The sequence below is a fragment of the Allobosea sp. GW823-FHT02B03 genome (genome assembly GCF_058797755.1).
The window spans coordinates 204,494-229,591 of record NZ_JBXAJY010000007.1 but is presented as its reverse complement, the minus strand read 5'-3'; the positions used below and the strand labels follow the sequence as shown (position 1 = coordinate 229,591).

Here is a 25,098-nt window from a genome sequence, read left to right as displayed (position 1 = left end):
CCTCTGGCGCAGGCACAGTTGCCGCAACCTCGCATGAAGGCCGACGCAGGGGAAGCTGTCGCCCGGCTCTGCGGGCGACCTATTGATCGTATCTGAGGCCAATTCGCCGTGCCGGCGCCGTGTCCCGGCCTGCTAGGCCGGGACAGCCGCCAGCCCGAGCTGCGGCTGGATTTCGGCGAGCATCTCGTAGGAGCGCTTGCGGGCGGCATGGTCGAAGATCGCCGAGGCGACGATCAATTCGTCCGCCTTGGTCTTCTCGATGAAGGCCTGCAATTGCGACCGCACGCTGTCGCGCGAGCCGACGAAGGAGCAGGCCAGCATGCGCTGCGCCTGCGCCTTCTCCGGGCCTGACCAGTAGGTCTCGATGTCGTCGATCGGCCGCGGCAGCAGGCCGCGCCGGTTGCGCAGCATGTCGGTGAAGCGCTGCTGCACCGAGGTGAACAGGCGCTGCGCCTCGGCCTCGGTTTCGGCGACGACGACGTTGCAGCCGACCATGGCATGGGGCTTGTCGAGCTGGGCCGAGGGCTGGAAGCGTTCGCGATAGACGGCGAGCGCATCCATCAGCGCGTCCGGCGAGAAATGCGAGGCGAAGGCATAAGGCAGACCGAGTACCGCCGCGAGCTGCGAGCCGAACAGGCTGGAGCCCAGGATCCAGAGCGGGACGTTGCTGTTGGTGCCGGGTACCGCCTGGATCACCTGGTCCGGCTGGAGCGGGCCGAGCAGGGCCTGGAGTTCGAGCACATCCTGCGGGAAGCGCTCCGCCGAGTCGGCCTCGCGCCGCAGCGCCCGCCAGGTGCGCTGGTCGGTGCCGGGTGCGCGTCCGAGGCCAAGATCGATGCGGCCGGGATAGAGCGCCTCGAGCGTGCCGAACTGTTCGGCGATCACCAGCGGCGAGTGGTTCGGCAGCATGATGCCGCCGGCGCCGACGCGGATCGTCGAAGTGCCTTCGGCGACATAGCCGATCGCGACCGAGGTCGCGGCGCTGGCGATGCCGGTCATGTTGTGGTGCTCGGCCAGCCAGAACCGGGTGTAGCCGAGCCTTTCGGCGTGGCGCGCGAGATCGCGGCTATTGTGCAGCGCGTCGGCCGCCGTCGCGCCCTCGGTGATGAAGGCAAGATCGAGAATGGAGAGGGGAAGCATGCGGCTGATCCCTTGGAAAGGCGCCGGCGCAGCCGGCATTCGCCCTCCAGATTGGCCCCATGGCGGCGCGGTACAAGTCCGGCGCGGCGCATGCTCGCCCGGCGCCCCGCGAGGGGCTCGCGCTCAGGTCGGTGTTCCGTTCAGGGCGCCACGACCGTCAAAAAGGGGCCTTTCGGCGTTTCGGTCGGACCCGAGAGCACGGGCGGGGCATGGCGGACCGGTGGCAGGCTCTTGAAGTAGCTCGCCAGCGCCAGGGCGTCGGCATCGTTCAGCTTGCCATAGCTGCCATAGGGCATGGCCGGGGCCAGCATGCGCCCATCGGGCCTGACGCCCGTGCGTACCGCCTTGATGATGTCCTGCTCGCTCCAGGCGCCGAGCCCGGTCTCGCGATCGGGCGTCAGGTTCGGCGGAAAGAAGGTTCCGAGCCCGGGGATCTTGAAGCCGACCTCAGATCCCGCGAATTTGCGCGCCATGTCGGGCTTGCCAAGGAAGACGCCCGGCGTGTGGCAGCCTCCGCAATCCATGATCGCGGCGAGATATTCGCCGCGCTTGACGCGTTCGCGCGGCGCGGTCGTCTGGGCCTCGGCGAGCGAAGTCGAAAGCAGGGCGGCGCCGGCCAGGGCCAGGAGGGGCAGCGGGCTTTGCATCGCGGATGGTTCCTTTCCGGCATCGGACAGGTGCAGCCGATCTCGAAGCGCGACTGTCCCTGGACGGGCTACGCGGCAGCGGGAGGCAGGGCAGGGGCGCGGGGGCGGCTCGGCGCGGCCACGGCGTCGCGGCTTTTCTGGCACGGTGGTGACGTTGCGGCAATCTGGCCGGCCGGTCCGGAAGAGGTACCCCTTCTGCGGTAAGGCGGCTCCGGCGGCCGGATTCCAGCCATCCGGCGGGTAGAGCTGCCCTTTTGCCCTTGTCGCAGGGGCGGGGATCGATTACATCCGCCTCGTCCGAAGGGCCGTGATCGATCACAGCCGGGGGCGGCCACCGGCCGGCTCCCGTTTTGTGTTTGGCGCGCGTCTCTCGGATGCGGATCGGCCCCTGTGGCCTGGCGCCGCCGTCCTGCGGGACGGCAAGCTCCGGCAACGGAGCGCCATTTGGCCCGATCCGGCGTGCAGCACCAACCCAAACGGCGCCCAGCCGGACATCCGCGGGATACGCGGCCGGCGTTCAGGAGCATACATGTCAGCTGTCGAAAGCTATCACGCGGGCCGCGAGGATTTCGCCGCTCTGCTCGAGGAATCGTTCACCCGGAACGAGGCCCTCGAAGGTACCGTCATCAAGGGCAAGGTCGTTGCCATTGAGAAGGACATGGCGATCATCGACGTCGGTCTGAAGACCGAAGGTCGCGTCGCCCTGAAGGAATTCACCGGCCCTGGTCGCGACCAGGAGCTGAAGGTCGGCGACGAGGTCGAGGTCTATCTCGATCGGATCGAGAACGCGCTCGGCGAAGCCGTCATCTCGCGCGACAAGGCCCGCCGTGAAGAGAGCTGGGTCAAGCTCGAGAAGGCGTTCGAGGCCCGTGAGAAGGTCATGGGCAACATCTTCAACACGGTCAAGGGTGGCTACACCGTCGATCTCGACGGCGCCGTCGCCTTCCTGCCGCGTTCGCAGGTCGACATCCGCCCGATCCGCGACGTCGGCCCGCTGATGGGCCAGCCGCAGCCCTTCGAGATCCTCAAGATGGATCGTCGCCGCGGCAACATTGTCGTCTCGCGCCGCACCGTTCTCGAAGAGACCCGCGCCGAGGCTCGCTCCGAGCTCGTCGCCTCGCTCGAAGAAGGCCAGGTCATCGACGGCGTCGTCAAGAACATCACCGAATACGGTGCGTTCGTCGATCTCGGCGGCATTGACGGCCTGCTCCATGTCACCGACATGGCCTGGCGTCGCGTCAACCATCCGTCCGAGGTCGTGACCATCGGCCAGTCGGTCAAGGTCAAGATCATCAAGATCAACCAGGAGACGCACCGCATCTCGCTCGGCATCAAGCAGCTGCTTGCCGATCCGTGGGATGGCATCGCGGCGCGCTACCCGGTCGGTGCGCGCCTCAAGGGCCGCGTCACCAACATCACGGACTACGGCGCGTTCGTCGAAGTGGAGCCGGGCATCGAAGGCCTCATCCACGTCTCCGAGATGTCCTGGACCAAGAAGAACGTCCACCCCGGCAAGATCGTCTCGACCTCCCAGGAAGTCGACGTCGCGATCCTCGAGGTCGACCAGGTCAAGCGCCGCATTTCGCTCGGCCTCAAGCAGACCCTCCGCAATCCGTGGGAGGTCTTCGCCGAGCAGCATCCGTCCGGTTCGGTGGTCGAGGGCGAGGTCAAGAACAAGACCGAGTTCGGCCTGTTCCTGGGCCTGGAAGGCGACATCGACGGCATGATCCATCTGTCGGACCTGGACTGGAACCGTCCGGGCGAGCAGGTGATCGAGGAGTACAAGAAGGGCGACATGCTCCAGGCTGTCGTTCTCGATGTCGACGTCGAGAAGGAGCGCATCTCGCTCGGCCTGAAGCAGCTTGGCGGCGATCCCTTCGTGGATGCCGGCGAGTTCAAGAAGGGCCAGGTCGTGACCTGCGAGATCATCGACGTCAAGGAAGGCGGTCTCGACGTCAAGATCGCCGGCACGGACATGACCACCTTCATCAAGCGCGCCGAAATCGCGCGTGATCGTGCCGAGCAGCGCCCCGAGCGCTTCGCGGCCGGCGAGAAGGTCGACGCCCGCGTCATCCTCTTCGACAAGAAGGCCCGCAAGATCCAGGTCTCGATCAAGGCGCTGGAAATGGCCGAGGAGAAGGAGGCGATGGCCCAGTACGGCTCCGCCGATTCCGGCGCCTCGCTCGGCGACATCCTCGGCGCGGCCCTCAAGAAGGCCAGCACCGACAAGAAGTGATCTTCAGGCCGCGTCTCGCGGCCTGACCAGACCACCGGCCCGCGCGGAGAAATCCGCGCGGGCTTTTGTTTCGGCCGCGCTCGTCATTCTCGGGCGAAGCGTCGATCCGAGAATCTCGGGACCAGAGAACACAGGTTTCCGAGACGGCCGGGGCAAGCCCGACCATGACGAGATGAGCAGGAGACGGGCATGGACCACGCGGCGATCGGCATCGATTTCGGCACCACCAACAGCGTGGTCGCGCTCGCGCGCGCCGATGGCAGCGTCTCGACCCGCAGCTTCGCGACGAAGCAGGGCGCGGTCGATGCCTATCGCTCGGCCCTGATGTTCTGGCGGGAGGGTCGGCCGCCCAAGACCCATGTCGCCCATGTCAGCGGCCCGGACGCCCTCGACATGGCGCTCGGCATGACCACCGAGCATCGCTTCCTGCAGTCGCTGAAGACCCATCTCTCCAGCCGCGCCTTCCAGGAGACCAGGCTCTTCGGCAAGCTCTTCAAGCTCGAGGACCTGATCGCGGTCTTTCTGTCCGACCTCTCGGCCGGGCTCGACGGGCTCGCCGAACGCCCGCTGATCTCCGGCCGCCCGGTCGTCTTCGCCGGCGAGCGCCCGGACGAGGAGCTGGCGCTCGGCCGCCTCTCGGCCGCCTATGCCAAGGCCGGCATGCCGCGCGTCGACTTCGCCTACGAGCCGCTCGGCGCCGCCTACTGGTATGCCCGCGAGCTGAAGCAGGCGCAGACCATGCTGGTCGCCGATTTCGGCGGCGGCACCAGCGACTTCTCGGTGATGCGCTTCGAGCCGGGCGGAACCGGGCGCCTCGAGGCGATCCCGCTCTCCCATTCCGGCGTCGGCGTCGCCGGAGACACTTTCGACTACCGCATCATCGAGCACGCCGTCTCGCCGCGGCTCGGCAAGGGCACGGACTACCTGTCCTTCGGCAAGCGCCTGCCGATCCCCGCGCACTACCACGCCGCCTTCGCGCAATGGCACCGGCTCTCGCTGATGAAGAGCCGCGAGACCATGGCCGAGCTCAAGGCGCTGATCCGCGACGCGGTCGAGCCGGGCCGGCTCGAGGACCTGATGACCGTGATCGAATACGATCTCGGCTACGAGCTCTATCGCGCCGTCTCCGCCACCAAGATCGCTCTGTCGAGCCAGGACGAGACGAGGCTGAGCTTCAGCCAGATGGGCGTCGAGATCGATCGCACCGTCACCCGCGCCGCCTTCGAGGGCTGGATCGCCGACGATGTCGCGGCCATCGAACAGGCGCTCGACGAGGCCCTCGCCAAGGCGGGGATCGAGGCCGGCAGCATCGAGGCCGTATTCATGACCGGCGGCACCTCGCACGTGCCGGCGGTGAGGGCTCTGTTCGACCGTCGCTTCGGGGCGCAGCGCATCCATATCGGCGATGCCTTCCGTTCGGTCGCGAGCGGGCTCGCCCTTCTGGCGCTCGACCGAGAGCGTGCCGAGATCGCCGCCTGAACCGATCCCCGGCGGCTTGTGCGGCATTTGCTGCCTTGCCCGCTTGCCATGGCGCGGCTACACCACTGGCCTTGCCTACCGGAGCCGCCGACATGTCGACTGATGCCGATCTGCTCGCCGACCGCCGCAGCCTGAGGCGCAAGCTTTCGCTCTGGCGCCTGCTGGCGCTGGCGGGTGTCGTCGTCATGCTCGTCGGCGCCGCGCTCGCCTGGAGCGGACGCCTGCCCGGCAGCACTGCCCAGGCTCATATCGCCCGCGTCACCATTTCCGGCTTCATCTCCGGCGACAGGCGCACCCTCGACCTGATCAAGTCGCTCGAGGACAGCCGCGCCAGCGCGGTGATGCTCAGGATCGACAGCCCCGGCGGTACCACCACCGGCTCGGAAGCCGTGCATGAGGCGGTGCGCAAGCTCGCCGCCAAGAAGCCGGTTGTCGCCGTGGTCGATGGGCTCGCCGCCTCGGGCGGCTACATCGTCGCGCTCGGCAGCGACCGCATCGTCGCCCGCCAGACTTCGCTCGTCGGCTCGATCGGCGTGCTCTTCCAGTTTCCCAACCTCTCCAAGCTGATGGATACGATCGGCGTCAAGGTCGAGGAGGTGAAGTCGAGCCCGCTCAAGGCGGCGCCCAACGCTTTCGAGCCGGCTTCGCCGGAGGCGATCGCCGCGCTCCGCCGCGTGGTCGAAGACAATTACGACTGGTTCAAGCGGCTGGTGCGCGACCGCCGCCACCTGAACGATCCCGAGCTCGCCGCGGTCTCCGATGGCCGCGTCCATTCCGGCCGCCAGGCAGTCGGTCTGAAGCTGGTCGACGAGATCGGCGGTGAAAGCGAGGCCATTGCCTGGCTCGAGCGCGAGAAGGGCGTCGGCAAGTCCCTGCCGGTGCGCGACTGGCGCCGCCGCAGCGAAAGTTCCTCCTTCGGAATCTGGAGTGCGGGCGAAGCGCTGGCGCGCGCGGCGGGGCTGGAAAGCCTGGCCGTGCTGATCGCCCGCGCCGCCGAGCAACCTGTCGGCCTGCGGCTTGACGCGCCTTTGGCGCTCTGGCAGCCTGCCGGCGAAAAGTGACGATCTTACAAGCGGTTATATTGGCGCCATGATAAAATCTGAACTCGTCCAGCGCATTGCCGAGCGCAACACCCATTTGTATCAGCGCGACATCGAGAATATCGTCGGCTCGATCCTCGACGAGATCGTCAAGGCACTGGCACGCGGCGACCGGGTCGAGCTGCGCGGCTTCGGCGCCTTCTCGACCAAGCAGCGCGAGGCCAGGGTCGGCCGCAACCCGCGCACCGGCGATTCCGTCGAGGTCGACGAGAAGCTCGTGCCGGTGTTCAAGACCGGCAAGGAACTGCGCCTGCGGCTGAACGGCAAGGCCTGAGCAGCGGATTCCGGAGGTACCGAATGAAGGCTTTCTTCAAGGCGCTCGTGCTTGTCCCGGTGGCGCTGCTGATCGTCCTGTTCTCGGTCGCGAACCGTGCGCCGGTGCGCGTTTCCTTCGATCCGATCAGCCGTGACGCGCCCGTCCTCGCTTTCGATCTGCCGCTTTTCGCCGTCATCCTGGCTGCTATCGCTCTCGGCGTGCTGATCGGCGGCTGCGCCTCCTGGCTCGCCCAGGGCAAGCACCGCAAGGCCGCCCGCATCAATAGGCGCGAGGCCGAGAAGCTGCGCGGCGAGGCACAGTCCCTGCGTGCGGCCGTCCCCGATTCCGCGCTGCCCGCGCTGACCAGCCGAGTCTGAATCTCCTCATGCGTTTCTTCTCCGCCGCCGAGATCGACGGCCTGCTCACCTTTCCTGCGCTCGTCGATGCCCTGGGTGCCGCCTTTCGCGGCGATGTCGTAACTCCGACCCGCCACCACCACGAGATCGCGCGTCCCGATACCGACGGGACCTTGCTGTTGATGCCGGCCTGGACCGGGCCGGAGGTCGTTCCGGCTTATGTCGGCACCAAGGTCGCGACGGTCTATCCGGGCAACGCGGCCAAGGGCGTGCCCAGCGTGATGGGCACTTATCTCCTGATGGACGGCGCCACCGGGCAGCCGCTGGCAGCGCTCGACGGCACGCGTCTGACCTTGTGGCGTACGGCGGCGGCTTCGGCGCTCGCCTCGCGCATGCTGGAGCGGCCGGACAGCAAGCGGATGCTGATGGTCGGAGCCGGTGCGCTCTCGCCCTTCCTGATCAAGGCGCATCGCAGCGTCCGGCATTTCGAGGATGTCGCGATCTGGGCCCGCCGCCCGGAGGCGGCCGCCGAGGTCGTCGCCGAGCTGGCGGCGGACGGCATCGAGGCGCGGGTCGCCGAGGACCTCGAAGCGGAAGCACGCCAGGCCGACCTGATCTCCTGCGCCACGCTCTCGCGCGAGCCGATCGTCCAGGGACGCTGGCTGAAGCGCACCGCCCATCTCGATCTGGTCGGCGCCTTCAACATGTCAATGCGCGAGGCCGATGACGAGGCGCTGCAGCGCGCCCATGTCTTCGTCGATACCGAAGCGGCCCTGCATGAGGGCGGCGATGTCGCCGTCGCGATCAAGTCCGGAACCTATGAGGCGAGCAAGGTGGCCGGCACGCTGGCCGGGCTCTGCCGCAGTGAGTACGATACCGCCGCCGAGCGCGACGACGTCACGCTGTTCAAGTCGGTCGGGACGGCGCTCGAGGATCTCGCTGCTGCGATTCTGGTCTGGCAGCTCGCCAACTGAGCGCTACGCCGGCATCACGGCGGAAGGCGAGCTGCGCCTTCCGCGAACCTTAGCTTCGCTGACGCCTAGACGCGCACCGGCGCGCCGCCGAGCGCCCCGAGCAGCCAGAGCACGAGAACGATCGCCAGTACCAGCCCGACGACGCCGCCAACTCCGGCGCCACCATAGCTGTGATGGCCGTAATAGCCGCCGCCGCCGAGCAGGATGATCAGCAGCACGATGATCAGGACGGTGGACATGATGCGCCTCCTTCGGGTCAGCGCGGCACCGTCGCCGATCGACGGGAGCGCATCCGAAGAACGTCAGGCGGCCGGCGGAAGTTCCGTCTTCGGCTGCCGGGGCAGGGCGCCGGGTCGTTCCTGTCTCGCTGCCCTCGTTCGCTCGTAGCGCGCTTGACCTTTCCTGGCGGAGCTTGCGAGTCTGCTTCGATGTCACGCTTCTGTCGTCTCGCCCTCCTGATTCTGCTGCCGGTCGCTCTCATGGCTGGCGCCGCGCACGCCCAGTCCACTGCCGAGGACGAGGCCAGGCGCCGTGCCGCCAATATCGCCGCCTTCCCGGATGCGGCGCGCGCCCATTTCGGCCAGGTCACGACGCCTGCCGCGGCGATGAGGGCGCGCGCCATCGGCTCCTATGCCCGCGGCTGCCTCGCCGGCGGCAAGGCTCTGGTCCCCGAGGGCGAGAACTGGCAGGTGATGCGCCGGGCCCGCAATCGCAATTGGGGCCACCCGGAGCTAATCAACTATCTCGAAAAATTCGCTCGTGACGTGCCCAAGATCACCGGCTGGGCCGGGCTTCTGGTCGGCGACATCTCCCAGGCCCGGGGCGGACCGATGCTGACCGGCCATGCCTCGCACCAGATCGGCCTCGATGCGGATATCTGGCTGACGCCGATGCCGAGGAAGCGCCTCGATGCCGACGATCTGGAGAACATGCCGGCGGTCAACATGGCCCGTGCGGACTGGCGCGACGTCGACCCGAAGAACTGGACGCCGGCGCATACCCGGCTGATCAAGGCCGCCGCCAGCGAGCCGCGGGTCGAGCGCATCTTCGTCAACTCGGCGCTGAAGGTCGCGCTCTGCCGCGAAGCCGGTTCGGATCGGAGCTGGCTGAACAAGGTCAGGCCGATCTGGGGGCACAACTACCACTTCCACATCAGGATGAGCTGCCCGCCGGGTGTCGAAGGCTGCTCGGGCCAGGAGCCGCCGAATTTCGGGGATGGCTGCGGCGAGGAGCTCTCCGGCTGGATCGAGCGCCAACATCAGGCGATCTTCAATCCGCCCAAGCCGAAGCCCGGCCCGAAGCCGAAACCCAAGCCGCCCATGTCGCTCGACGCGCTGCCGCAGGAATGCCGGCAGGTGCTGGTCTCGCGCTGAGGCGCACGGAAGGCTCCAATTTCAAGCTCGTCCCTGAGCTGGCGGGAGCAGGGAGGCTATTGCGCGCCTTGCTGCGTCCCATGGCCAGTGCCCGCATTTGCGCCTAGCCTGAGCCGTCAGCCAGCGAGAGGGAGGAAGCAATGAGCGTCAAGCCGACGATCGTCCTCGTCCATGGATTCTGGGGCGGAGCGGCCCATTGGGGCAAGGTGATCCTGGAGCTGTCCCGCAAGGGCTATACTGATCTGCGGGCGGTCGAGATGCCGCTGACCTCGCTCGCCGAGGATGCCGAGCGGACCCGCAAGATGGTGAAGCAGCAGCCCGGGCAGGTGCTGCTCGTCGGCCACTCCTATGGCGGTGCGGTCATCACCGAAGCGGGCGACCTGCCCAATGTCGTCGGTCTGGTCTACATCGCGGCCTTCGCGCCCGATGCCGGCGAGAGCCCCGGCGGGATCAGCCAGGCGCTCCCGCCCGCGGCCTTCCCCAATCTGGCGCCGGACAGCGACGGCTATCTCTGGATCAAGTTCGACAAATACCGTGAGAGCTTCTGCCCGGACCTCTCGGCCGACGAGGCACTGGTCATGGCCGTCGGCCAGAAGGCGCCGCTGGCCAGCACCTTCGGCGATGCCGTCACCGCACCGGCCTGGAAGAAGAAGCCGAGCTGGTACCAGCTTTCCAGCCAGGACCGGATGATCCATCCCGACAATCAGAAGCGCATGGCCGAGCGGATGAAGCCGCGCCGGATCCTCACGCTCGACGCCAGCCACGCTTCGCTCGCCTCGCGGCCGGTCGAGGTCGCGGCGCTGATCGACGAGGCGGCGAAGGAGGTCGCGCAGGGCTGACGCCCCGCATGACCGGCCCTGGGTGCGCTAGCGCCTGATCGAGCCTGTCTGTTGGCCGGGGCGGTAGGCGAACGGGTCGTTCTGCGGGGTGATCCCCGCCTCGCCTTCGCCCTGCTGCATCTCGTCGAGGATGCCATTGCCCTCCTCGTCGCCGAGGATCAGCTCTTCGGTCGGCGGCACGGAGCCCGGCAGCATCAGCGGCCCGCGCTGCTCGCTCGGCGTCGGCTCCGGGCGATAGGTCTGCGGCTGGGGCGTATTGTAGCGGGGCGCGCTGAGGCCCGGACCGGCCATCGCATAGGTGCCGTGGCCGATGCCGCCTGGCGGGCGCAATCCGCCTGGCGCCGGAGCCGGCCGGGTCGCCAGCTGTGCCGGCAGGCCCTCATAGCGTGGCTGCGGGGCAGCCGGCGCGAGCGCGACGCTGCGCGCCGGGTCGGGCGGCGGGAGGTTGTAGTTCGGCTCGTACTTGATCGCCGGCTTGCAGATCTGCCGGCCCTTGGAGTGGCGCGCCAGGTCGATATGGAAATGGTCGTAGTGGAAGGCGTCGGCGCCGGGGCCGAGCACGGTCGAGTACATCTGGCAGGCGCCGACGAAGACCTCGCGCAGGAAGGCCTGCTCCTCGGGCGAGCCGCGCCAGCCATCCTTGACGGTGATGTTGCGGCCGTCGTTCAGCCGGAAGGAGAACACGTCGACGGCGTTGCCGAAGGCGTGTTCGGAGGTCCGCCGCGTGCCGGAGCCGTTGTTCATCGCGCGGCAGGAATAGGAGCCGGCCCGAAGCTCGATCACCTGCGCGCCGAGCACGTTCTGGGCCGCCGGCTGCACCACCTCGGCCAGCCATTTGTCGGTGGTCGCGACGATCGGGCAGGCGAGCGTCGCATTGCTGGTCAGGCCGATGCCGCCATTGCTGAAGGCCGAGACCTTGAGCGGCCTTTCCATGCCGCAGGTGCCGGGCCCGTCGATCGGCTTCTCGCGCAGGCTGACATAGGAGGAGAACTGCACCTGGCGGGAGGCCAGGCACTGGGCTTCCGCCTGGTCCCGCCAGGCGGCGCGCTGGGGCTTCTGGAACTTGCCGCAGCCGGCAAGTCCGACACCGATGGCGCCAAGCGCGAGGAGGGCGAGATGAACGCGACGCATATCGATCAAATGCGAGGCGTTGGATGAACGGTTTATTGACCGGCTGCGGCCGGGAAGCCACGGGCGGATTAAGTTTGGCACTGGCGTTAAGCGCCAGTTAATCGGCGGTTTGCGGCCTTTACCAAGCTCTCAGGCGCCACGAGGGTGCGGCGCTCTCGTTCATGCCGGCAGGCGCTGGCATTTCTGCACGGTGATGACGGTTGCGCCGCTGTTGCGGCCGAACCAAGCTGGTAACAACGTCGCGACACCTCCCTGCGGCGTCCTCCCCGAGCGTGGTCGCCTGTCGACCCTTTTGCCATCCGAGGTTCCCGCTGATGTTCGATCTCTCCGCCTTCCCGATCGTGCTGCGCTGGCCGGCGCAGCACCCCGACCGCTTGCAGCTTTACTCCCTGCCGACGCCGAACGGCGTCAAGGTCTCGATCATGCTCGAGGAAATCGGCCTGCCCTATGAGCCGCATACGATCAATATCGGCCAGAACGAGACCTGGACGCCGGAGTTCCTCTCGCTCAATCCCAATGGCAAGATCCCGGCGATCCTCGATCCCGACGGTCCGGGCGGCAAGCCGCTGGCGCTCTTCGAATCCGGCGCGATCCTGGTCTATCTCGCCGAGAAGACCGGCAAGCTGCTGCCGAAGGACCCGGCCGAGCGCTACGAGACGCTGCAATGGGTCTTCTTCCAGATGGCCGCGATCGGCCCAATCTTCGGCCAGCTCGGCTTCTTCCATAAGTTCGCCGGGCGCGAATACGAGGATAAGCGCCCGCGCGACCGCTACGCCAATGAGAGCAAGCGCCTGCTCGGCGTGCTCGAGACCAGGCTGGCCGGCCGCGACTGGCTGATGGGCAGCGAATACACCATCGCCGATATCGCGACGCTGGGCTGGGTCCGCAATCTCGTCGGCTTCTACGGCGCCGGCGAACTCGTCGAATATGACAAGCTCAAGCGCGTTCCGGCCTGGCTCGAGCGCGGCCTGGCGCGGCCGGCTGTCCAGCGTGGTCTGGAGATCCCCAAGCGACCCTGATTGCTGCCGAAGCCGGGCCGGCGCGAAAGCGCAGGCCCGGTCTCGCGAGCGTTCAGCCGCCGAGCTGACCGATCCGCTCGAGCGCCGGGCCGAAGCCGTTAAGCTGGATGTTGAAGCTGATAACCTCGCCGCTGGAGAGGTTGAGCGCGGCGGCGGTCAGCGTCTTGCCGGCCTTCATCGCGTCGGTCGCGACCGTCGGGAAGGAGATCGGCAGGAGGCAGCCGGACGGGACGCAGGTGGAAAAGCGCAGGCCCTGGCCGAGATCCTTCTCGTCGAGCTTGAGTACGGCGCCGTTCTCGAGCTTGACGCCGAACGGCATCAGGATCGTGCCTTCGGCCTTGCCGTCCTTCGGCGCGCGTAGCTCGATCGCGAAGACGCGCTGATTGGTCCGGCTGTCGCCCTGGGTCTGGGTCAGCAGGCACAGCTTCTGCCCGTCGGTGATCCGGCAATCGACCGTCCAGTCGCCATAGACCTCGTTGATCGCCGAGGCGCCGTTCGGCAGCGTCGCCGCGGCCGGCTTCGGCTGGTTCACCGCAGGGGCGGCCTGGGCGGTCGCAGGCCGCGCGGCAGGCTGCCGGGTCGGCTCGCGCTGCTGGGCAAGCGTCGGGCCGGCCAGCAAGGCGAAGGCAGCGGCGAGAATGGCGGTCGAGCAGGTGGTGCTGGCGTTGCGCATGATGTCGGACTTGTTTTCGGGGATCGGCAAGGAAGGTCGCGTGAAGCGGCCGCGCTCTTCTAGCGCAATGGACGTGGCTGTCTACCGCGAACACTGATTTGAGGTTAGGTTGTCGGCCCGTTGGATTGGATGTTTACTGTATTAATTCTAATCTGAGGCTGCCCATTTGCGATTCTGCAGCCGTTTCGAATGGCTGTGACTGAGCCGGCAGCCTGCGACATTCGCCCTGCGGACAACTCCCCGTGGCGACTTGTTTCCGCGACGGCGCGGGGCAACATGTGACGGCGTTTCCCTCCCAGGCCGAGTCTCCCATGCTCTTGCGTTTCGTCGTTCTGTCGCTCGCCGCGATGCTGCTGGCGGGCGGCGGGGCCTTGGCCCAGCGTGCCGAGGTCCCGGCAGAGGTGACCGCCGTCCGGGAGGAGCTTCGGCAGCAATGCGACGGCAAGGCCAGCTTCAAGCCGCGCTTCCAGAGTGTCGCGGACCTGAATGGCGACGGACTGCCCGACTATCTCCTGGACTACGGCGCGGTGGTCTGTGGCGAAGGCAACAAGGTCAACCGGTTCTGCGGCTCCGGCGGCTGCACACTCGATATCTTCATGTCGGGCGCGGGCGGCTATCGCCAGGTCTACGGCGACAATGTCCGCGCCTGGTCGATCAAGCAGGCGAGAGGCAAGCCCGTGCTCGAGCTCAGCCTGCATGGCGGCTATTGCGATCTTGCCGGTTACCAGCCCTGCCATAAGCGGCTGAGCTGGGATGGCGACGATTTCGTCGAGGTCGCCGCCCGCTGAACGGCGGGCCGGCTTGCCGGGTGGACTTCAGCCCGCCGTGCCGAGGCCGCGCCTGCCCGCGATGCCGAAATGGCAGATCGCCTCGCCAAGCTTCGGGGCCTTGTTCGGGAAGATGACGAAGCCGTCGCGCGGCGCGGTGACCGGCGTGCCGTCGGCGCGGCGGGCGATGATCGCGCCGCCCGGCACGGCATCGCCGGTCCGCCAGGGGCCTTCGGCCGCGTCGCCTTGAGTCTCGCAAACCAGGACGTCGACCATTTCGATCACATCCCTGAGGGCGGCGGCCGGACTTTCGGCATCGACCAGTTGTAATTGCGCCAGCGTGTTGCGGATCGCGGCATAACCGATCTCGCCAGCCGTGGGGTCGTCATGCGAGCCGCATTCGAGCGTCACCGCATAGCCGCCGCAGAAGCGCATGAACTCGGTCGTGCCATAGCCCTCGGTCACGGCGAGCCGGGGCACGTCGAGGCGGGCGCGGATCGCGAGCAGCCGGGCATAGTTGTCGAGCCAGCCATGGATGCCGATGGCGACGCCGAGGCAGCCGGCGAGCGCCGCTTCCTCCTCCGCCCGGGCGAAAGGTTCGAGCTCGCCGCGATTGTTCTGCGGCCCGAAGAAGACGAAGGGCTCGCCCTCGCCGCGGAAGGAATGGATGTCGAGCAGAGCATCGTGCTGGCGCAGCAGCGCGCAGAGAGGATTGCCGATCCGATCCTCGTAATCATTGGCGAGCGGCTTCTCGCGCAGGTCGCGGTTGAGGTTGCGGTCGCCCTCGCGCGTCTTCTGGCGCCAGGCCTTGGGGTTGGCGACCGGCACGAAGGTGACCTCGCCGCGCAGTATCTTGAACCGCCCGGCGCGGCAATCCTCGATCGCGCGCAGGATCGCGGTGGGGCCACAGGGTTCATTGCCGTGAACGGCTCCGAGCACGATCAGCTTTGGGCCGGGTTTCAGCCCGGTGAAGCGCACGCTTTCGAGCGGCCCGTCGTCGAGGTCGATGGCAGTCAAGGTCGGTCTCTCATTCGATGCTGATAGCCTATCACGCAAGCTCCGCGGCGCGCAGGCAGCGCACCTCGTGTTCCCTTGCGACCTCGCCGAGGGGGGGCGTCGGAGGCTTGCGGCAGATGTCGCGCACTTCCGGGCAGCGCGGATGGAAGCGGCAGCCGGAAGGCGGCTCCAGCGGGTTCGGCAGTTCGCCGGAGATCTTGACGCCCGGCCGCTCGCCGAACGGGTCGGGAATCGCCGCGATCAGTGCGCGCGTATAGGGGTGCCGCGGGGCGGTGAAGATCGCGTGCCAGCCGCCGGTCTCGACGATGCGGCCGAGATACATCACCGCCACCCGGTCGCTCATATGCTCGACCACGCCGAGATCATGGCTGATCATGATGTAGGAGAGCTCCATCGTCTCCTTCAGCTCGAGCAGCAGGTTGATGATCTGCGCCCGGATCGAGACGTCGAGCGCCGAGACAGGCTCGTCGAGCACTACGATCTTCGGCTTCAGGATCAGCGCCCGGGCGATGCCGATGCGCTGGCGCTGGCCGCCGGAGAATTCATGCGGATAGCGCGCCGCCTGCTCGGGCCGCAGGCCGACATGGCGCAGCATCTCCTCGATCCGGCCGTCGACCTCGGCCTTGTCCGTGATCCCGTGCAGGCGCAGCGGGTCCTCCAGCGTCCGGCGCACGGTCTGGCGCGGATTGAGTGAGGAGTAGGGGTCCTGGAAGACCATCTGGACGATGCGGGCTCGCGCCTTGCGATCGACGCCGGGCGCGGCGATGTCGACCCCGTCGAGCAGGACGCGCCCGCGCGTCGGCGCTTGCAGCCCGAGGATCGAGAGCGCGAGCGTCGACTTCCCGCAGCCGGATTCGCCGACCAAGCCGAGGCATTCGCCCTTCTTGAGGTGCAGGTCGACGCCGTCGACGGCATGGACGGTGCGCCGCTTGCCGCCGAGCAGACCGCCGCCGAGCGGGAAATGCACGGCGAGGTCCTCGACCTTCAGGATCATCTGGTCGGTCTCAGGCATGGTGGTGGCACCTCACCCTGCCGCCGCGCGGCAGCGCGGTCTCTTCGGGGTCTTCCGCGATGCAGATCTCGGTCCTTGCCTGGCAGCGCGGGTTGAAGCGGCAGCCCTCGGGGAAGGCGGTGACCGCCGGCACGACGCCGGAGATTTCCTTTAGCCGGCTGCGGCCATGGCTCGCTCTGGCGCCGAGCAAAGGCAGCGAGGCGACGAGCCCGCCGGTGTAGGGATGGCTCGGCGCGCGGAAGACTTCCTGCGCCGCCCGTTCCTCGACCAGGCGGCCGGCATACATCACGCCAACGCGGGCGCACATATTGGCGATCAGGCCGAGGTCGTGGCTGATCATCAGCACGGCCGTGCCCTGCGCGGCCGAGAGGTCGCGGATCAGCTCCAGGATTTCGGCCTGTACGGTGACGTCGAGCGCAGTCGTCGGCTCGTCGGCGAGCAGGAGGTCCGGCCGGCAGGCGAGGGCGATCGCGATCATCACGCGCTGGCGCATGCCGCCGGAGAGCTGGTGCGGGTAGTCCTTCACCCGCCGGTCCGGGGCGGGCACGCGGACATTGGCGAGCGCCTCGACGGCCTTGCGCTCGGCCTCGTGCCAGGTCGCGCCCTTGTGCAGCACGAACATCTCGGCGATCTGGCGGCCGACCGGCGAGAGCGGGTTCAGCGCCGTCATCGGCTCCTGGAAGATCATCGAGATCGCATTGCCGCGCAGCTTGCGCATCTCGCTGCCCGGCAGGTTCTGGATCTCTCGGCCCTTGAACAGGATACGCCCGCCGCCGAAGGCGAGCGGCGCGCGCAAGAGGCCGATCAGGGCGAGCGCCGTGATGCTCTTGCCGCAGCCGGACTCGCCGACCAGGCCGAAGGTTTCGCCGCGGCCGATGCTGAAGCTGACGTCCTTGACCGCGCCGAAGCGGCGGTCGCCGACGACGAGGTCGAGCCTGAGATTCTCGACCTTGAGGAGCGCTTCGCCGCTCATGCCGTGCGCGCCCGCGATTGCGGATCGAGCACGTCGCGCAGGCCGTCGCCGAGCAGGTTGAGGCCGAGCACGGTCATGAAGATGGCGAGCCCGGGGAAGATCGAGATCCAGGGCGCGGTGGTGATCTGGTCGCGGGCATCGGACAGCATGGAGCCCCAGCTCGGGAAGGGCGGGCGGATGCCGAGGCCGAGGAAGGAGAGCGAGGCTTCGGCCAGCACGGCGCCGCCCATGCCGAGCGTGCCGATGACGATGATCGGTCCGAGGATATTGGGCAGGATCTGGGTCAGCATGATCCGAATGTCGCCATAGCCCAGCACCTTGGCTGCCTGGACATAACCCTGGCTCTTGAGTGACAGCGCCGAGGCCCGCGACAGCCGGCAGGTATAGGACCAGTTGGTCAGCCCGAGCGCGATCAGCAGGCTGGTCAGACCCGGCGTCAGGATCGCCATGATCGCCAGCGCGAAGATCAGCGAGGGGATCGCCAGCATCAGATTGGTCAGCCCGTTGACGAAATCGTCCCACCAGCCGCCCCAATAGGCGGCGGAGAGGCCGAGGCAGACCCCGATCACCGTGTTGATCAATTGCGAGACGATGCCGACGGTCAGCGAGATGCGCGCGCCGTAGAGCACGCGGCTATAGATGTCGCGCCCCTGCGCGTCGGTTCCGAACCAGAATTCGCTGCCGGGCGCGACCTCGGCATTCATCAGATTGGCGTCCATCACCGGGTCGGTATGGGCGAGGAAGGGGGCGAGCGCGCCGGCGACGACCACGGTCGCGAACAGCGCTCCCCCGATCACGAGATTGGCTCTGAGCTTCATCGCAGGCCTCAGCTGTAGCGGATGCGGGGGTCGATGATCGCGGCGAGCACGTCGACCAGCATGTTCACGACCAGGAAGAACAGCACGATCACCAGGATGCAGCCCTGGACCACCGGGATGTCGCGCAGCGAGACGCTGTCGACCAGGAGCGAGCCGAGACCCGGCCAGGCGAACAGCTTCTCGATCACCACCGCCTGGCCGATCACCGAGCCGAATTGCAGGCCGACCGTGGTCAGGACGATGACGAGCGCATTGCGGGCGAGATGCCATTGCACGACGCGGCGCTCGCTCATGCCCTTGGCCCGGGCGGTGCGCACGAAATCGGCGTTCATGATCTCGAGCACCGCGGCGCGCGTGGTACGGGCGAGCAGCGCCAGCGGTGCGACCCCGAGTGCGGTCGAGGGCAGGATCAGGTTGCGAAGCGCCCCGTCGCCATAGCCGAAGCTCGGCAGCCAGCCGAGCTGCAGCGCGAAGAGATACATCAGCATCAGGCCGAGCCAGAATTTCGGCAGTGACAGGCCGGAGACGGCCGTCACCATCGAGACGGTATCGACGATGCCGCCGGGCCGTAACGCCGCGAGGAAGCCCAGCGGTACGCCGATCAGGATCGCGAACATCATCGAGGCGAAGGCGAGCTGCATGGTCGGCCAGAGCCGCTCGCCGATCAGCGTCCAGACCGGTTGGCGGGTCCGGAACGAGGTACCGAGATCGAGCATGGCGAGCTTGCCGACATAGTTCGCGAAGCGCGTCGCCAGCGGCTGGTCGAGGCCGAACTGCCGGTTCATCCGCTCGACCGCTTCGGCGTCCATGACGGCGCGGCCATCGGAGATCTGGGTCGAGGCGAAATTGCCGGGAATGACGCTGAACAGCAGGAAGATCAGGCCCGCGACGGCGAGCAGGATCGGGATCGCCTGCAGCAGGCGCCGGAAGACGAATTGCAGCATGCCGGGTTCCTGGGCCGGGATCCGCTCGGATCAAGGGTGATCCGGGCGGCAAGGCGCTTGCTGGCGGGTGTCCGGCGGCATTGGCGCCGCCGGACATGCGCGCAGGTTCGGTCTACTTCGCCGCCGGCGAGGAGGCGTCGACCCAGAGCTCGTCATATTGCTGCAGGGCGAGCTCGGTCGCGTTGGGCTGCAGGCCCTTCAGCCAGGGCTGATAGGCCATCACGGCCTTGTTGTAGTTGAAGAACCACACCGGTGCGTCGTCATAGATGATCGCATTGGCCTTCTTCAGCAGATCGTTGCGCTTGGCCGGATCGTCGGTGTTGCTGGCCTCGTCGATCAGCTTGTCGACCTCCGGATTCTTGTAGGTCGTGTAGTTGCAGGCGCTCTGCGGCGTCGCGGAGTGGTAGCACTTCAGGATGGTCAGCGGGTCCGGCCCGGAGGTGTTCGACCAGATATAGGCCTGGAAGTCACCCTTCTGGACCGTGCCGCCGAGCGCCGAGCCCTCGATCGGCTTGATCTTCACCTTGACGCCGACCTTGGCCAGCATCGGGATGACCGCCTCGACGATCGGCACGCCCCAGCTCTCGTTCGGCGTTGCCGTCCATTCGAACTCGAAGCCGTCGGGATAGCCGGCCTCGGTCAGGAGCTTCTTCGCCTTGTCGGGGTCGAAGGCATAGGGCTTCATCTCCTTGTCATAGGCCGGCGAGGAGAGCGGCAGCCAGCCGGTGGCGCGGTAGGCCTTGTCGCGAACCAAGCGCTTGATGATCAGCTCGGAATCGATCGCGTGGTTGATCGCCTGCCGCACGCGCTTGTCGGAGAAGGGCTTGAAGGTGGGGTTCATGCCCATATTGCGGGTGAAGACCTCGGCGACCTCGAAGATGCCCTTCGACAGGTTGGGGTCGGCCCGGTAGGCGACATACTGCGTCGGCCCGAGGATCGAGACGTCGATCTCCTTGTTGCGGAAGGCGATGTCGCGCGAGGCGGCCTCGCCCATCGGCGAGATCACCACCTTGTCGGCATAGGGCTTGCCGGGCTTGAAGTACTTCTCCCACCGGTCGAGCACCATGCGCGAGCCCGGCACGTGCTCGACGAACTTGAACGGGCCGAGGCCGATCGGTTTGTTGAAGAAATCGGGCTCCTGCGCTTCCTTCGCCGGATAGATCGCGGTCTGGCCGTAATAGAGGAAGAAGCCCGGATCGGCCTTCTCGACGAGCGTCATCTCGATGGTCTGGTCGTCGACCTTCTTCAGGCCGGAGATCTCCTTGGCCTGGCCCTTCTCTACCTCGACCGCGCCCTTGATGCGTCGGATATGGCGGGCACCGGGATAGCTCTTCGAGCCGTCCATGATGCGCGTATAGCTCCAGATGATGTCGTCGGCCGTCATCTTGCGGCCATTGTGGAAGATCGCGTCGTCGCGCAGCTTGTAGGTCCAGGTCAGCCCGTCCGCCGACTTGCTGACGGCGGTCGCGAGCTCCAGCTCCGGCTTGTTCTCCGCCGCGTTCCAGCGATAGAGCGAACGGTGCAGCGCATAGGTGTAGATCTCGTCCTGGATCTGCGGCGAGACATGGCTGTCATTGCTGGTGAAGGACGTCGCATAGGGTGCCGTGAAGCGGATCGTGCCGCCCCGGCGCGGCTGTTCCTGCGCCTGCACGGTGAAGGCCGCCAGCGTCAGCGCGGTCGTCAGAAACCATTTGTTCAACACGTAGAATCCTCCCAAATTCGGTTGAAATCGCGTCGGGCTTGCCGGTTTTCCGGCTTGGTGCCCGCTTCTTGCACGAACCATTTGTATACGAACCATAGCTGGCTTTCGGCCGCTGTCTCCCCCTTCTCTTTGCGGAGCGCCGTCAGCCGGCGCTTGCGCGGTCGTAGACGATCTCGCCGCCGCGGATGGTGAGGTCGCAGCGCGTATCCTTGAGGATATCCTCTGGCGAGGCGGCGAGAAGATCGCGCGAGAACACCGCGACATCGGCAAGGAAGCCCGGTGCCAGCTTGCCCTTCACCGTCTCCTGCTTCTGCGAGAAGGCGCCATATTCTGTGTAGGCCTGCAGCGCTTCCTCGATCGAGACGCGCTGTCCGGCATCCATCACCGTGCCGCGCCAGGTCTGCCGGGTCAGCATGGTGTGGAAATTCGGGAACGGGTTCGGGTCGCAGACCGGCGCGTCGCTGCCGGTCGCCGGCTTCAGGCCAAGGTCGAACCAGGTCCGGAATGGATAGCTCGGCAGCGCCCGCTCCTCGCCGAGCACCTTGACGTAGGCGTCGCCGAAATCATGGATGAAGACCTGCTGCGGGCAGGGATAGATCCCGGCCTTGACCATCCGCTCATGCTGCTGCGGCGTCGAGAAGCCGCAATGCTCGACGCGGTGGCGCCGGTCGGGATCGGGATAGGCCGCCAGAGCCTTCTCATAGGCGGTGATCAATTGCTCGATCGCCGCATCGCCGATCGCATGGCAGGCGAGCTGGTAGCCCTTGGCATGGGCATCCAGCACCTGGCGTTCGAGATCCTCGTTCGAGAGCATCTGCACGCCGGTGGTCTTGTCCTCGCCGAGATAGGGCTCGCTCATCCAGGCGGTGCGCCCGCCGGCGGAGCCGTCGAGGAAGATCTTGACGGCGCCGACCATCAGCATCTCGTCGCCGGTGCCGGAGATCAGCCCCGCGGCATGGCATTGCGGCACAATCGAGCGGCCCTCGTCGCCGAGCAAGGCGAGCCAGGTCCTGACCGGCAGGCGCCCGTCGCGCTTGGCCCGGTGATAGGCCGCAATCTCGCCGAAGCCGCCCTTCTGGCCGACGGCGGCGTCCATGCAGGAGGTGATGCCAAGCGAGAGCAGGTAATTGCCGCCGCGCTCGATGCCGGAGACCAGGTCTTCCTCCGTCGGCGGCGGGATCACCGCCGTGACGGGCGCGCGGGCATTCTCTGCGAGCAGGCCGGTGAGCTTGCCGTTCTGCTGCTCGATCAGCCCGCCCGGCGGGGTCGGCGAGCCCTCGTCGATGCCGGCGAGCTTGAGCGCCAGCGAGTTGCAGATCGAGATATGGCCGCAGGTCCTGACCAGCATCACCGGATTGTCCGGCGAGGCTCGGTCGAGCTCCTCGCGATAGGGGTGCCGGCCGGTGTCGAGCTTGGTCTGGTCATAGCCGCGCGCCAGCACCCATTCGCCGGGCTTCAGCCGCGCGGCGCGGGCGGCGATCTCTCCGAGCAGGGCTGCCAGCGTCGGCGCATTGGCCGGGCGCGCATCGACCCAGTCCATGGTCATGCCGAGCGAGATCAGATGCAGATGGGAATCGTTCAGCCCCGGCGTCGCCAGCCGGCCGGCGAGGTCGATGATCTTGGTCTGCGCTCCGGTGAGACCGGCGATCTCGGCTTCGCTGCCGGCGGCGAGCACCTTGTCGCCCCAGATCGCCAGCGCCTCGACGACGCCTTCCTCTCGGCCGCACCAGATTGGCCCGCCACGCAGCACGATGTCCGCCTTGACGCTCATGCGTCGGCTCCCGCCGCCAGCCTGCTCCCGATCGCCTTCATGCCTTCCTCCGTCTTGTCGCCGCCGGCGCTTCACGGCCGGTCGGCATGAAACCTTGCAGCCTGCTCAGATGTCGTCCAGCGGGAAGATCGGCCGGCGCACCTTGCGATAAGGCCGATCCTTGAAGTTGCGGGTCGAGAGCGCGCCGCTGTCGACCTCCAGCACCTCGCGTGCGATCGGCTCGAAGGCGGCGCGAAAATGCTGCATCGACTTGACGATCAGAGTCGACTTCCGCGTCGGCTCGACACCGAGGGAGGTGAACTGCGCCGTATCGGTCGCCTGGCCGTTATGGGTGATGACGATGATCTCGACATCGTCGACGCGCAGCAGGGCCGAGAGCCCGTAATTGCGCCAGACGCCGCCGCCCATCGGCCCGTAGCAGATGAAGTGCCCGTCGGTGAGCGCCACGACATGAGCGTCGAGATCGAGCGGGCCGCCGCCCGTCGTCGGATCGACCTTGCCGCCGAGCTTCAGCTTCACCCGGTTGCCGACGCCGGCGGCCTGCGCCGCGAGCGCCGCTTCCGGATCGCGGATCGCATGGAAGCCGACATTCTTGAGGCCCGCGTCGAGCACGGCCCGCAGCAGGTTGGTCGCGTCGCCATAGGCGCCCGAGCCGGGATTGTCCGAATAGTCGGAGATCACCAGCGGCTTGCCGCCGGCCTCCGGCCCGAGCGTGCCTTCGCCCGCCTTGGCCCTGGCCATCGCTTCTTTCAGCGGCGTGAAATGGATCGAGGAGAAGCGCCGCTGCTCCCAGGCATAGTCCATCAGCTCCTCGGCGATGGCCTGCGCCTTGCCGCGATCGTCATGGGTGACGGCGATGGAGGGGCCGATATCGTGGACGTCCGCCGAGGAGAATCCGGCCTGGACGCTGACCACGAGTGCGTCCCCGGCGGCTTCGAGCGCATCGCCGCGACGCAGCAGCTCCTTGAACGGCGGCGAGGTCGTGCGCCCGCCATCGAGCGCATAGAGAATCGGCCGGCGCGCCACCGCGACACGCGGCCGGATTTCGCCCTGCATCGCCCGTTCCAGCAGCTCGGCCGCCTGCCAGGTCCGCTCGTACTGGTCGATATGTGGATAGGTCCGGTAGGAGATCAGCGCGTTGGCGTTGTCGGCCATGAGTTGCGTCAGCGTCGCGTGCAGATCGAGCACCGAGATGATCGGAACGTCCGGGCCGACCTTGGCGCGGATGCGCTTCAGCAATTCGCCTTCGCCATCGTCCGAGCTTTCGGTCGCCATCGCGCCGTGGAGATGCAGCAGCACGCCGTCCAGCCGCTCGCAGGCGGAAAGGATCATGCCGGCAAAGACGTCGAAGGCCGCGTCGGTGACGCGGCCTGAGGGGTTGGCTCCGGTGACGAGCGGATGGACGAGGCTCCAGCCGAATTTTTCGGCGGCTTCGAAAGCGGCGCCCATCGAGGTTCGCGTGCCCTGGAAGGCTTGGGGCACCTCATTGTCGCGGAAGACGCCGTGATGGCGGAACACGGCTTCGTCGGTGAGCTGAACACTGAAGGTGTTCGTCTCGTGCATGAATTCCGCGATCAGAACGCGCTTGGCCATTCCGGTTTCGTCCCCCCTGGAACTATTTTTCTTTTTGTAGCGTGGGCCCGGGCCGTTGCCAGCCCGAACCCGTCATATTTCCCCAGCGTTCCCCACGCTTGCGAGCTTGCGTCGATTGTGCTTCGCGCGCCTCAGGCGGCGCAGGCCGCGTCCAGCTGGTGGCCGACATCCTCGGCGCGGGCATAGGCGCGGCCGAAGCGGTTGGCGAGGAAGGCCTCAAAGCCGATATCTTCCTGTTTGACGAAGCCCTTCTGCGGCAGCTTGCCCTGGGCCAGCAGGTCGAGCACGGCGCAGATGCCGGAGGCGGTGGTGATCTGGATGGCGGAGCGCATTTTGCCGCCGACCACGGCGCTGTAGACCTTGTTGGCGTAGGTCTGCTGGGTCAGCCGGCCGTTCATCCTGCCGCTGACGGTGACGAAGATCACGACCACGTCCTGCAGCGTGCTCGGCAGGGCGTTCTCGAAAATGTCCTTCAGCACGTCGCGGCGGTCGGCGAGGCGCAGATCCTGCAGCAGCGCCTTCATGATCGCGCAATGGCCGGGATAGCGGATGGTGCGGTAGTTCAGCGTGCGGACCTTGCCGGCCAGCGTGTCGCAGAGCGTGCCGAGCCCGCCCGAGGTGTTGAAGGCCTCGTAGGTGACGCCGTCGAGCGAGAACTCCTCGCGCTCTTCCATCGCCGGAACCAGGATGCGCTCGCCGTTGACGATGGCCTCGCAGGGCTCGCAATACTCGTTGATGACCCCGTCCGTGCTCCAGGTCAGATTGTAGTTCAGCGCGTTGGACGGGTATTGCGGCAGGGCGCCGACGCGCAGACGCAGGCTGTCGAGCTGCTCGAAATCGCGCGCGAGATCTGCGGCGACGATCGAGATGAAGCCGGGTGCCAGGCCGCATTGCGGGATCAGCGCCGCCTTGGCATCGACCGCGAGCTCCTTGACCCGGCGGGTCGAGGCGACGTCCTCGGTCAGGTCGAGATAGTGCACGCCGAGCTCGGCCGCCGCTTCGGCGATCCGCGTCGTCAGATCGTAGGGCGCGGCGCTGAGCACGGCGAACTGGCCAGCGAGCGCCTGCCGCAGCGCGGCGGGATCGGTGATGTCGAGCTTGCGGGTCGCGAGCGCGGCGCCGGCCGGGATCGCCGCGAGCTGTTCCTCGGAACGGTCCGCCACGGTGACCCGGTAATCTCCGGTGGCGACCAGCAGGTCGGCGATGGTCGCGCCGATCTTGCCGGCGCCGATGACGACGACGTTCTTCATGAGACTTCTCCTAACGAATTTCGGTACC

The 25,098-nt window shown here is 67.3% G+C and carries 24 protein-coding genes; 10 read left to right on the top strand and 14 right to left on the bottom strand.

The features are described from left to right. Positions 1 to 132: 132 nt before the first annotated feature. Positions 133 to 1,140 (bottom strand): LLM class flavin-dependent oxidoreductase, encoded by a 1,008-nt coding sequence (locus AC1REK_RS23910; protein WP_492269683.1) that lies wholly within the window; start codon positions 1,138 to 1,140, stop codon positions 133 to 135. A gap of 140 nt (positions 1,141 to 1,280) precedes the next feature. Beyond that, positions 1,281 to 1,787 (bottom strand): c-type cytochrome, encoded by a 507-nt coding sequence (locus AC1REK_RS23905; protein WP_492269684.1) that lies wholly within the window; start codon positions 1,785 to 1,787, stop codon positions 1,281 to 1,283. A 529-nt stretch (positions 1,788 to 2,316) separates the two neighbouring features. Here AC1REK_RS23905 and rpsA point away from each other — a divergent pair. The 6 genes from rpsA to lhpI all read left to right on the top strand — a co-directional run bounded on the left by rpsA (position 2,317) and on the right by lhpI (position 8,188). After that, positions 2,317 to 4,023, top strand: a complete 1,707-nt coding sequence (gene rpsA / locus AC1REK_RS23900; protein ID WP_066467438.1) for a 30S ribosomal protein S1 — start codon at positions 2,317 to 2,319, stop codon at positions 4,021 to 4,023. A 189-nt stretch (positions 4,024 to 4,212) separates the two neighbouring features. After that, positions 4,213 to 5,502: an Hsp70 family protein gene (locus AC1REK_RS23895; protein ID WP_492269685.1), complete on the top strand. Its 1,290-nt coding sequence runs from the start codon at positions 4,213 to 4,215 to the stop codon at positions 5,500 to 5,502. Between the two features lie 92 nt (positions 5,503 to 5,594). Beyond that, a complete protein-coding gene (gene sppA / locus AC1REK_RS23890) occupies positions 5,595 to 6,563 on the top strand; it encodes a signal peptide peptidase SppA (RefSeq protein WP_316016265.1) in 969 nt (322 codons plus the stop codon). Between the two features lie 28 nt (positions 6,564 to 6,591). Then, positions 6,592 to 6,876, top strand: coding sequence for an integration host factor subunit beta (ihfB, locus tag AC1REK_RS23885; protein ID WP_066467435.1), 285 nt, complete (start codon positions 6,592 to 6,594; stop codon positions 6,874 to 6,876). 23 nt (positions 6,877 to 6,899) lie between these two features. Next, positions 6,900 to 7,235, top strand: coding sequence for a lipopolysaccharide assembly protein LapA domain-containing protein (locus AC1REK_RS23880; RefSeq protein WP_066467433.1), 336 nt, complete (start codon positions 6,900 to 6,902; stop codon positions 7,233 to 7,235). Positions 7,236 to 7,243: 8 nt separating this feature from the next. Beyond that, positions 7,244 to 8,188: a bifunctional Delta(1)-pyrroline-2-carboxylate/Delta(1)-piperideine-2-carboxylate reductase gene (gene lhpI, locus AC1REK_RS23875; RefSeq protein ID WP_492269686.1), complete on the top strand. Its 945-nt coding sequence runs from the start codon at positions 7,244 to 7,246 to the stop codon at positions 8,186 to 8,188. Between the two features lie 65 nt (positions 8,189 to 8,253). On the opposite strand, the gene AC1REK_RS23870 is transcribed toward lhpI, so the two are convergent. Next, positions 8,254 to 8,427 (bottom strand): DUF3309 family protein, encoded by a 174-nt coding sequence (locus AC1REK_RS23870; RefSeq protein WP_492269687.1) that lies wholly within the window; start codon positions 8,425 to 8,427, stop codon positions 8,254 to 8,256. A gap of 189 nt (positions 8,428 to 8,616) precedes the next feature. On the opposite strand from AC1REK_RS23870, the gene mepA reads away from it, so the two are divergent. After that, positions 8,617 to 9,561, top strand: coding sequence for a penicillin-insensitive murein endopeptidase (gene mepA / locus AC1REK_RS23865; RefSeq protein ID WP_492269688.1), 945 nt, complete (start codon positions 8,617 to 8,619; stop codon positions 9,559 to 9,561). A gap of 140 nt (positions 9,562 to 9,701) precedes the next feature. After that, entirely contained in the window at positions 9,702 to 10,400 is a 699-nt protein-coding gene (locus AC1REK_RS23860; protein WP_492269689.1) for an alpha/beta hydrolase, read from the top strand. A gap of 27 nt (positions 10,401 to 10,427) precedes the next feature. Here AC1REK_RS23860 and AC1REK_RS23855 read toward each other — a convergent pair whose 3' ends face one another. Then, on the bottom strand, positions 10,428 to 11,531 hold the full coding sequence (locus AC1REK_RS23855; protein WP_327523837.1) for an extensin-like domain-containing protein: 1,104 nt from the start codon (positions 11,529 to 11,531) through the stop codon (positions 10,428 to 10,430). Between the two features lie 314 nt (positions 11,532 to 11,845). On the opposite strand from AC1REK_RS23855, the gene AC1REK_RS23850 reads away from it, so the two are divergent. Continuing rightward, positions 11,846 to 12,550 (top strand): glutathione S-transferase N-terminal domain-containing protein, encoded by a 705-nt coding sequence (locus AC1REK_RS23850; RefSeq protein ID WP_316016259.1) that lies wholly within the window; start codon positions 11,846 to 11,848, stop codon positions 12,548 to 12,550. Positions 12,551 to 12,602: 52 nt separating this feature from the next. On the opposite strand, the gene AC1REK_RS23845 is transcribed toward AC1REK_RS23850, so the two are convergent. After that, on the bottom strand, positions 12,603 to 13,253 hold the full coding sequence (locus AC1REK_RS23845; protein ID WP_492269690.1) for an invasion associated locus B family protein: 651 nt from the start codon (positions 13,251 to 13,253) through the stop codon (positions 12,603 to 12,605). 281 nt (positions 13,254 to 13,534) lie between these two features. Between AC1REK_RS23845 and AC1REK_RS23840 the strand changes: the two genes are divergently transcribed. Then, positions 13,535 to 14,011 carry a hypothetical protein gene (locus AC1REK_RS23840; RefSeq protein ID WP_327523835.1) on the top strand — a complete coding sequence of 159 codons (477 nt, stop codon included), beginning with the start codon at positions 13,535 to 13,537 and terminating at the stop codon, positions 14,009 to 14,011. Positions 14,012 to 14,038: 27 nt separating this feature from the next. On the opposite strand, the gene AC1REK_RS23835 is transcribed toward AC1REK_RS23840, so the two are convergent. From AC1REK_RS23835 to AC1REK_RS23795, 9 genes are all read right to left on the bottom strand, one after another. After that, positions 14,039 to 15,007, bottom strand: coding sequence for a M14 family metallopeptidase (locus tag AC1REK_RS23835; protein WP_492269691.1), 969 nt, complete (start codon positions 15,005 to 15,007; stop codon positions 14,039 to 14,041). Positions 15,008 to 15,038: 31 nt separating this feature from the next. Further along, positions 15,039 to 16,019, bottom strand: a complete 981-nt coding sequence (locus tag AC1REK_RS23830; protein ID WP_492269692.1) for an ABC transporter ATP-binding protein — start codon at positions 16,017 to 16,019, stop codon at positions 15,039 to 15,041. Continuing rightward, the gene (locus AC1REK_RS23825; RefSeq protein WP_492269693.1) at positions 16,012 to 16,992 is read right to left on the bottom strand and encodes an ABC transporter ATP-binding protein; all 981 of its coding nucleotides are present in this window, start codon (positions 16,990 to 16,992) and stop codon (positions 16,012 to 16,014) included. The genes AC1REK_RS23830 and AC1REK_RS23825 overlap by 8 nt, the downstream gene beginning before the upstream one ends. Further along, positions 16,989 to 17,810: an ABC transporter permease gene (locus AC1REK_RS23820; RefSeq protein WP_316016253.1), complete on the bottom strand. Its 822-nt coding sequence runs from the start codon at positions 17,808 to 17,810 to the stop codon at positions 16,989 to 16,991. Before AC1REK_RS23820 ends, AC1REK_RS23825 begins: the two co-directional genes overlap by 4 nt. Before the next feature lie 8 nt (positions 17,811 to 17,818). Then, positions 17,819 to 18,754 carry an ABC transporter permease gene (locus tag AC1REK_RS23815; protein ID WP_492269694.1) on the bottom strand — a complete coding sequence of 312 codons (936 nt, stop codon included), beginning with the start codon at positions 18,752 to 18,754 and terminating at the stop codon, positions 17,819 to 17,821. Between the two features lie 112 nt (positions 18,755 to 18,866). Beyond that, the gene (locus AC1REK_RS23810) at positions 18,867 to 20,453 is read right to left on the bottom strand and encodes an ABC transporter substrate-binding protein (RefSeq protein ID WP_492269830.1); all 1,587 of its coding nucleotides are present in this window, start codon (positions 20,451 to 20,453) and stop codon (positions 18,867 to 18,869) included. Between the two features lie 145 nt (positions 20,454 to 20,598). Then, positions 20,599 to 22,227: an amidohydrolase gene (locus AC1REK_RS23805; protein WP_492269695.1), complete on the bottom strand. Its 1,629-nt coding sequence runs from the start codon at positions 22,225 to 22,227 to the stop codon at positions 20,599 to 20,601. Positions 22,228 to 22,332: 105 nt separating this feature from the next. Continuing rightward, complete coding sequence (locus AC1REK_RS23800; RefSeq protein WP_492269696.1) at positions 22,333 to 23,820, bottom strand: M81 family metallopeptidase; 1,488 nt, start codon at positions 23,818 to 23,820, stop codon at positions 22,333 to 22,335. Positions 23,821 to 23,951: 131 nt separating this feature from the next. Then, positions 23,952 to 25,070 (bottom strand): saccharopine dehydrogenase family protein, encoded by a 1,119-nt coding sequence (locus AC1REK_RS23795; RefSeq protein WP_492269697.1) that lies wholly within the window; start codon positions 25,068 to 25,070, stop codon positions 23,952 to 23,954. Positions 25,071 to 25,098: the final 28 nt, after the last annotated feature.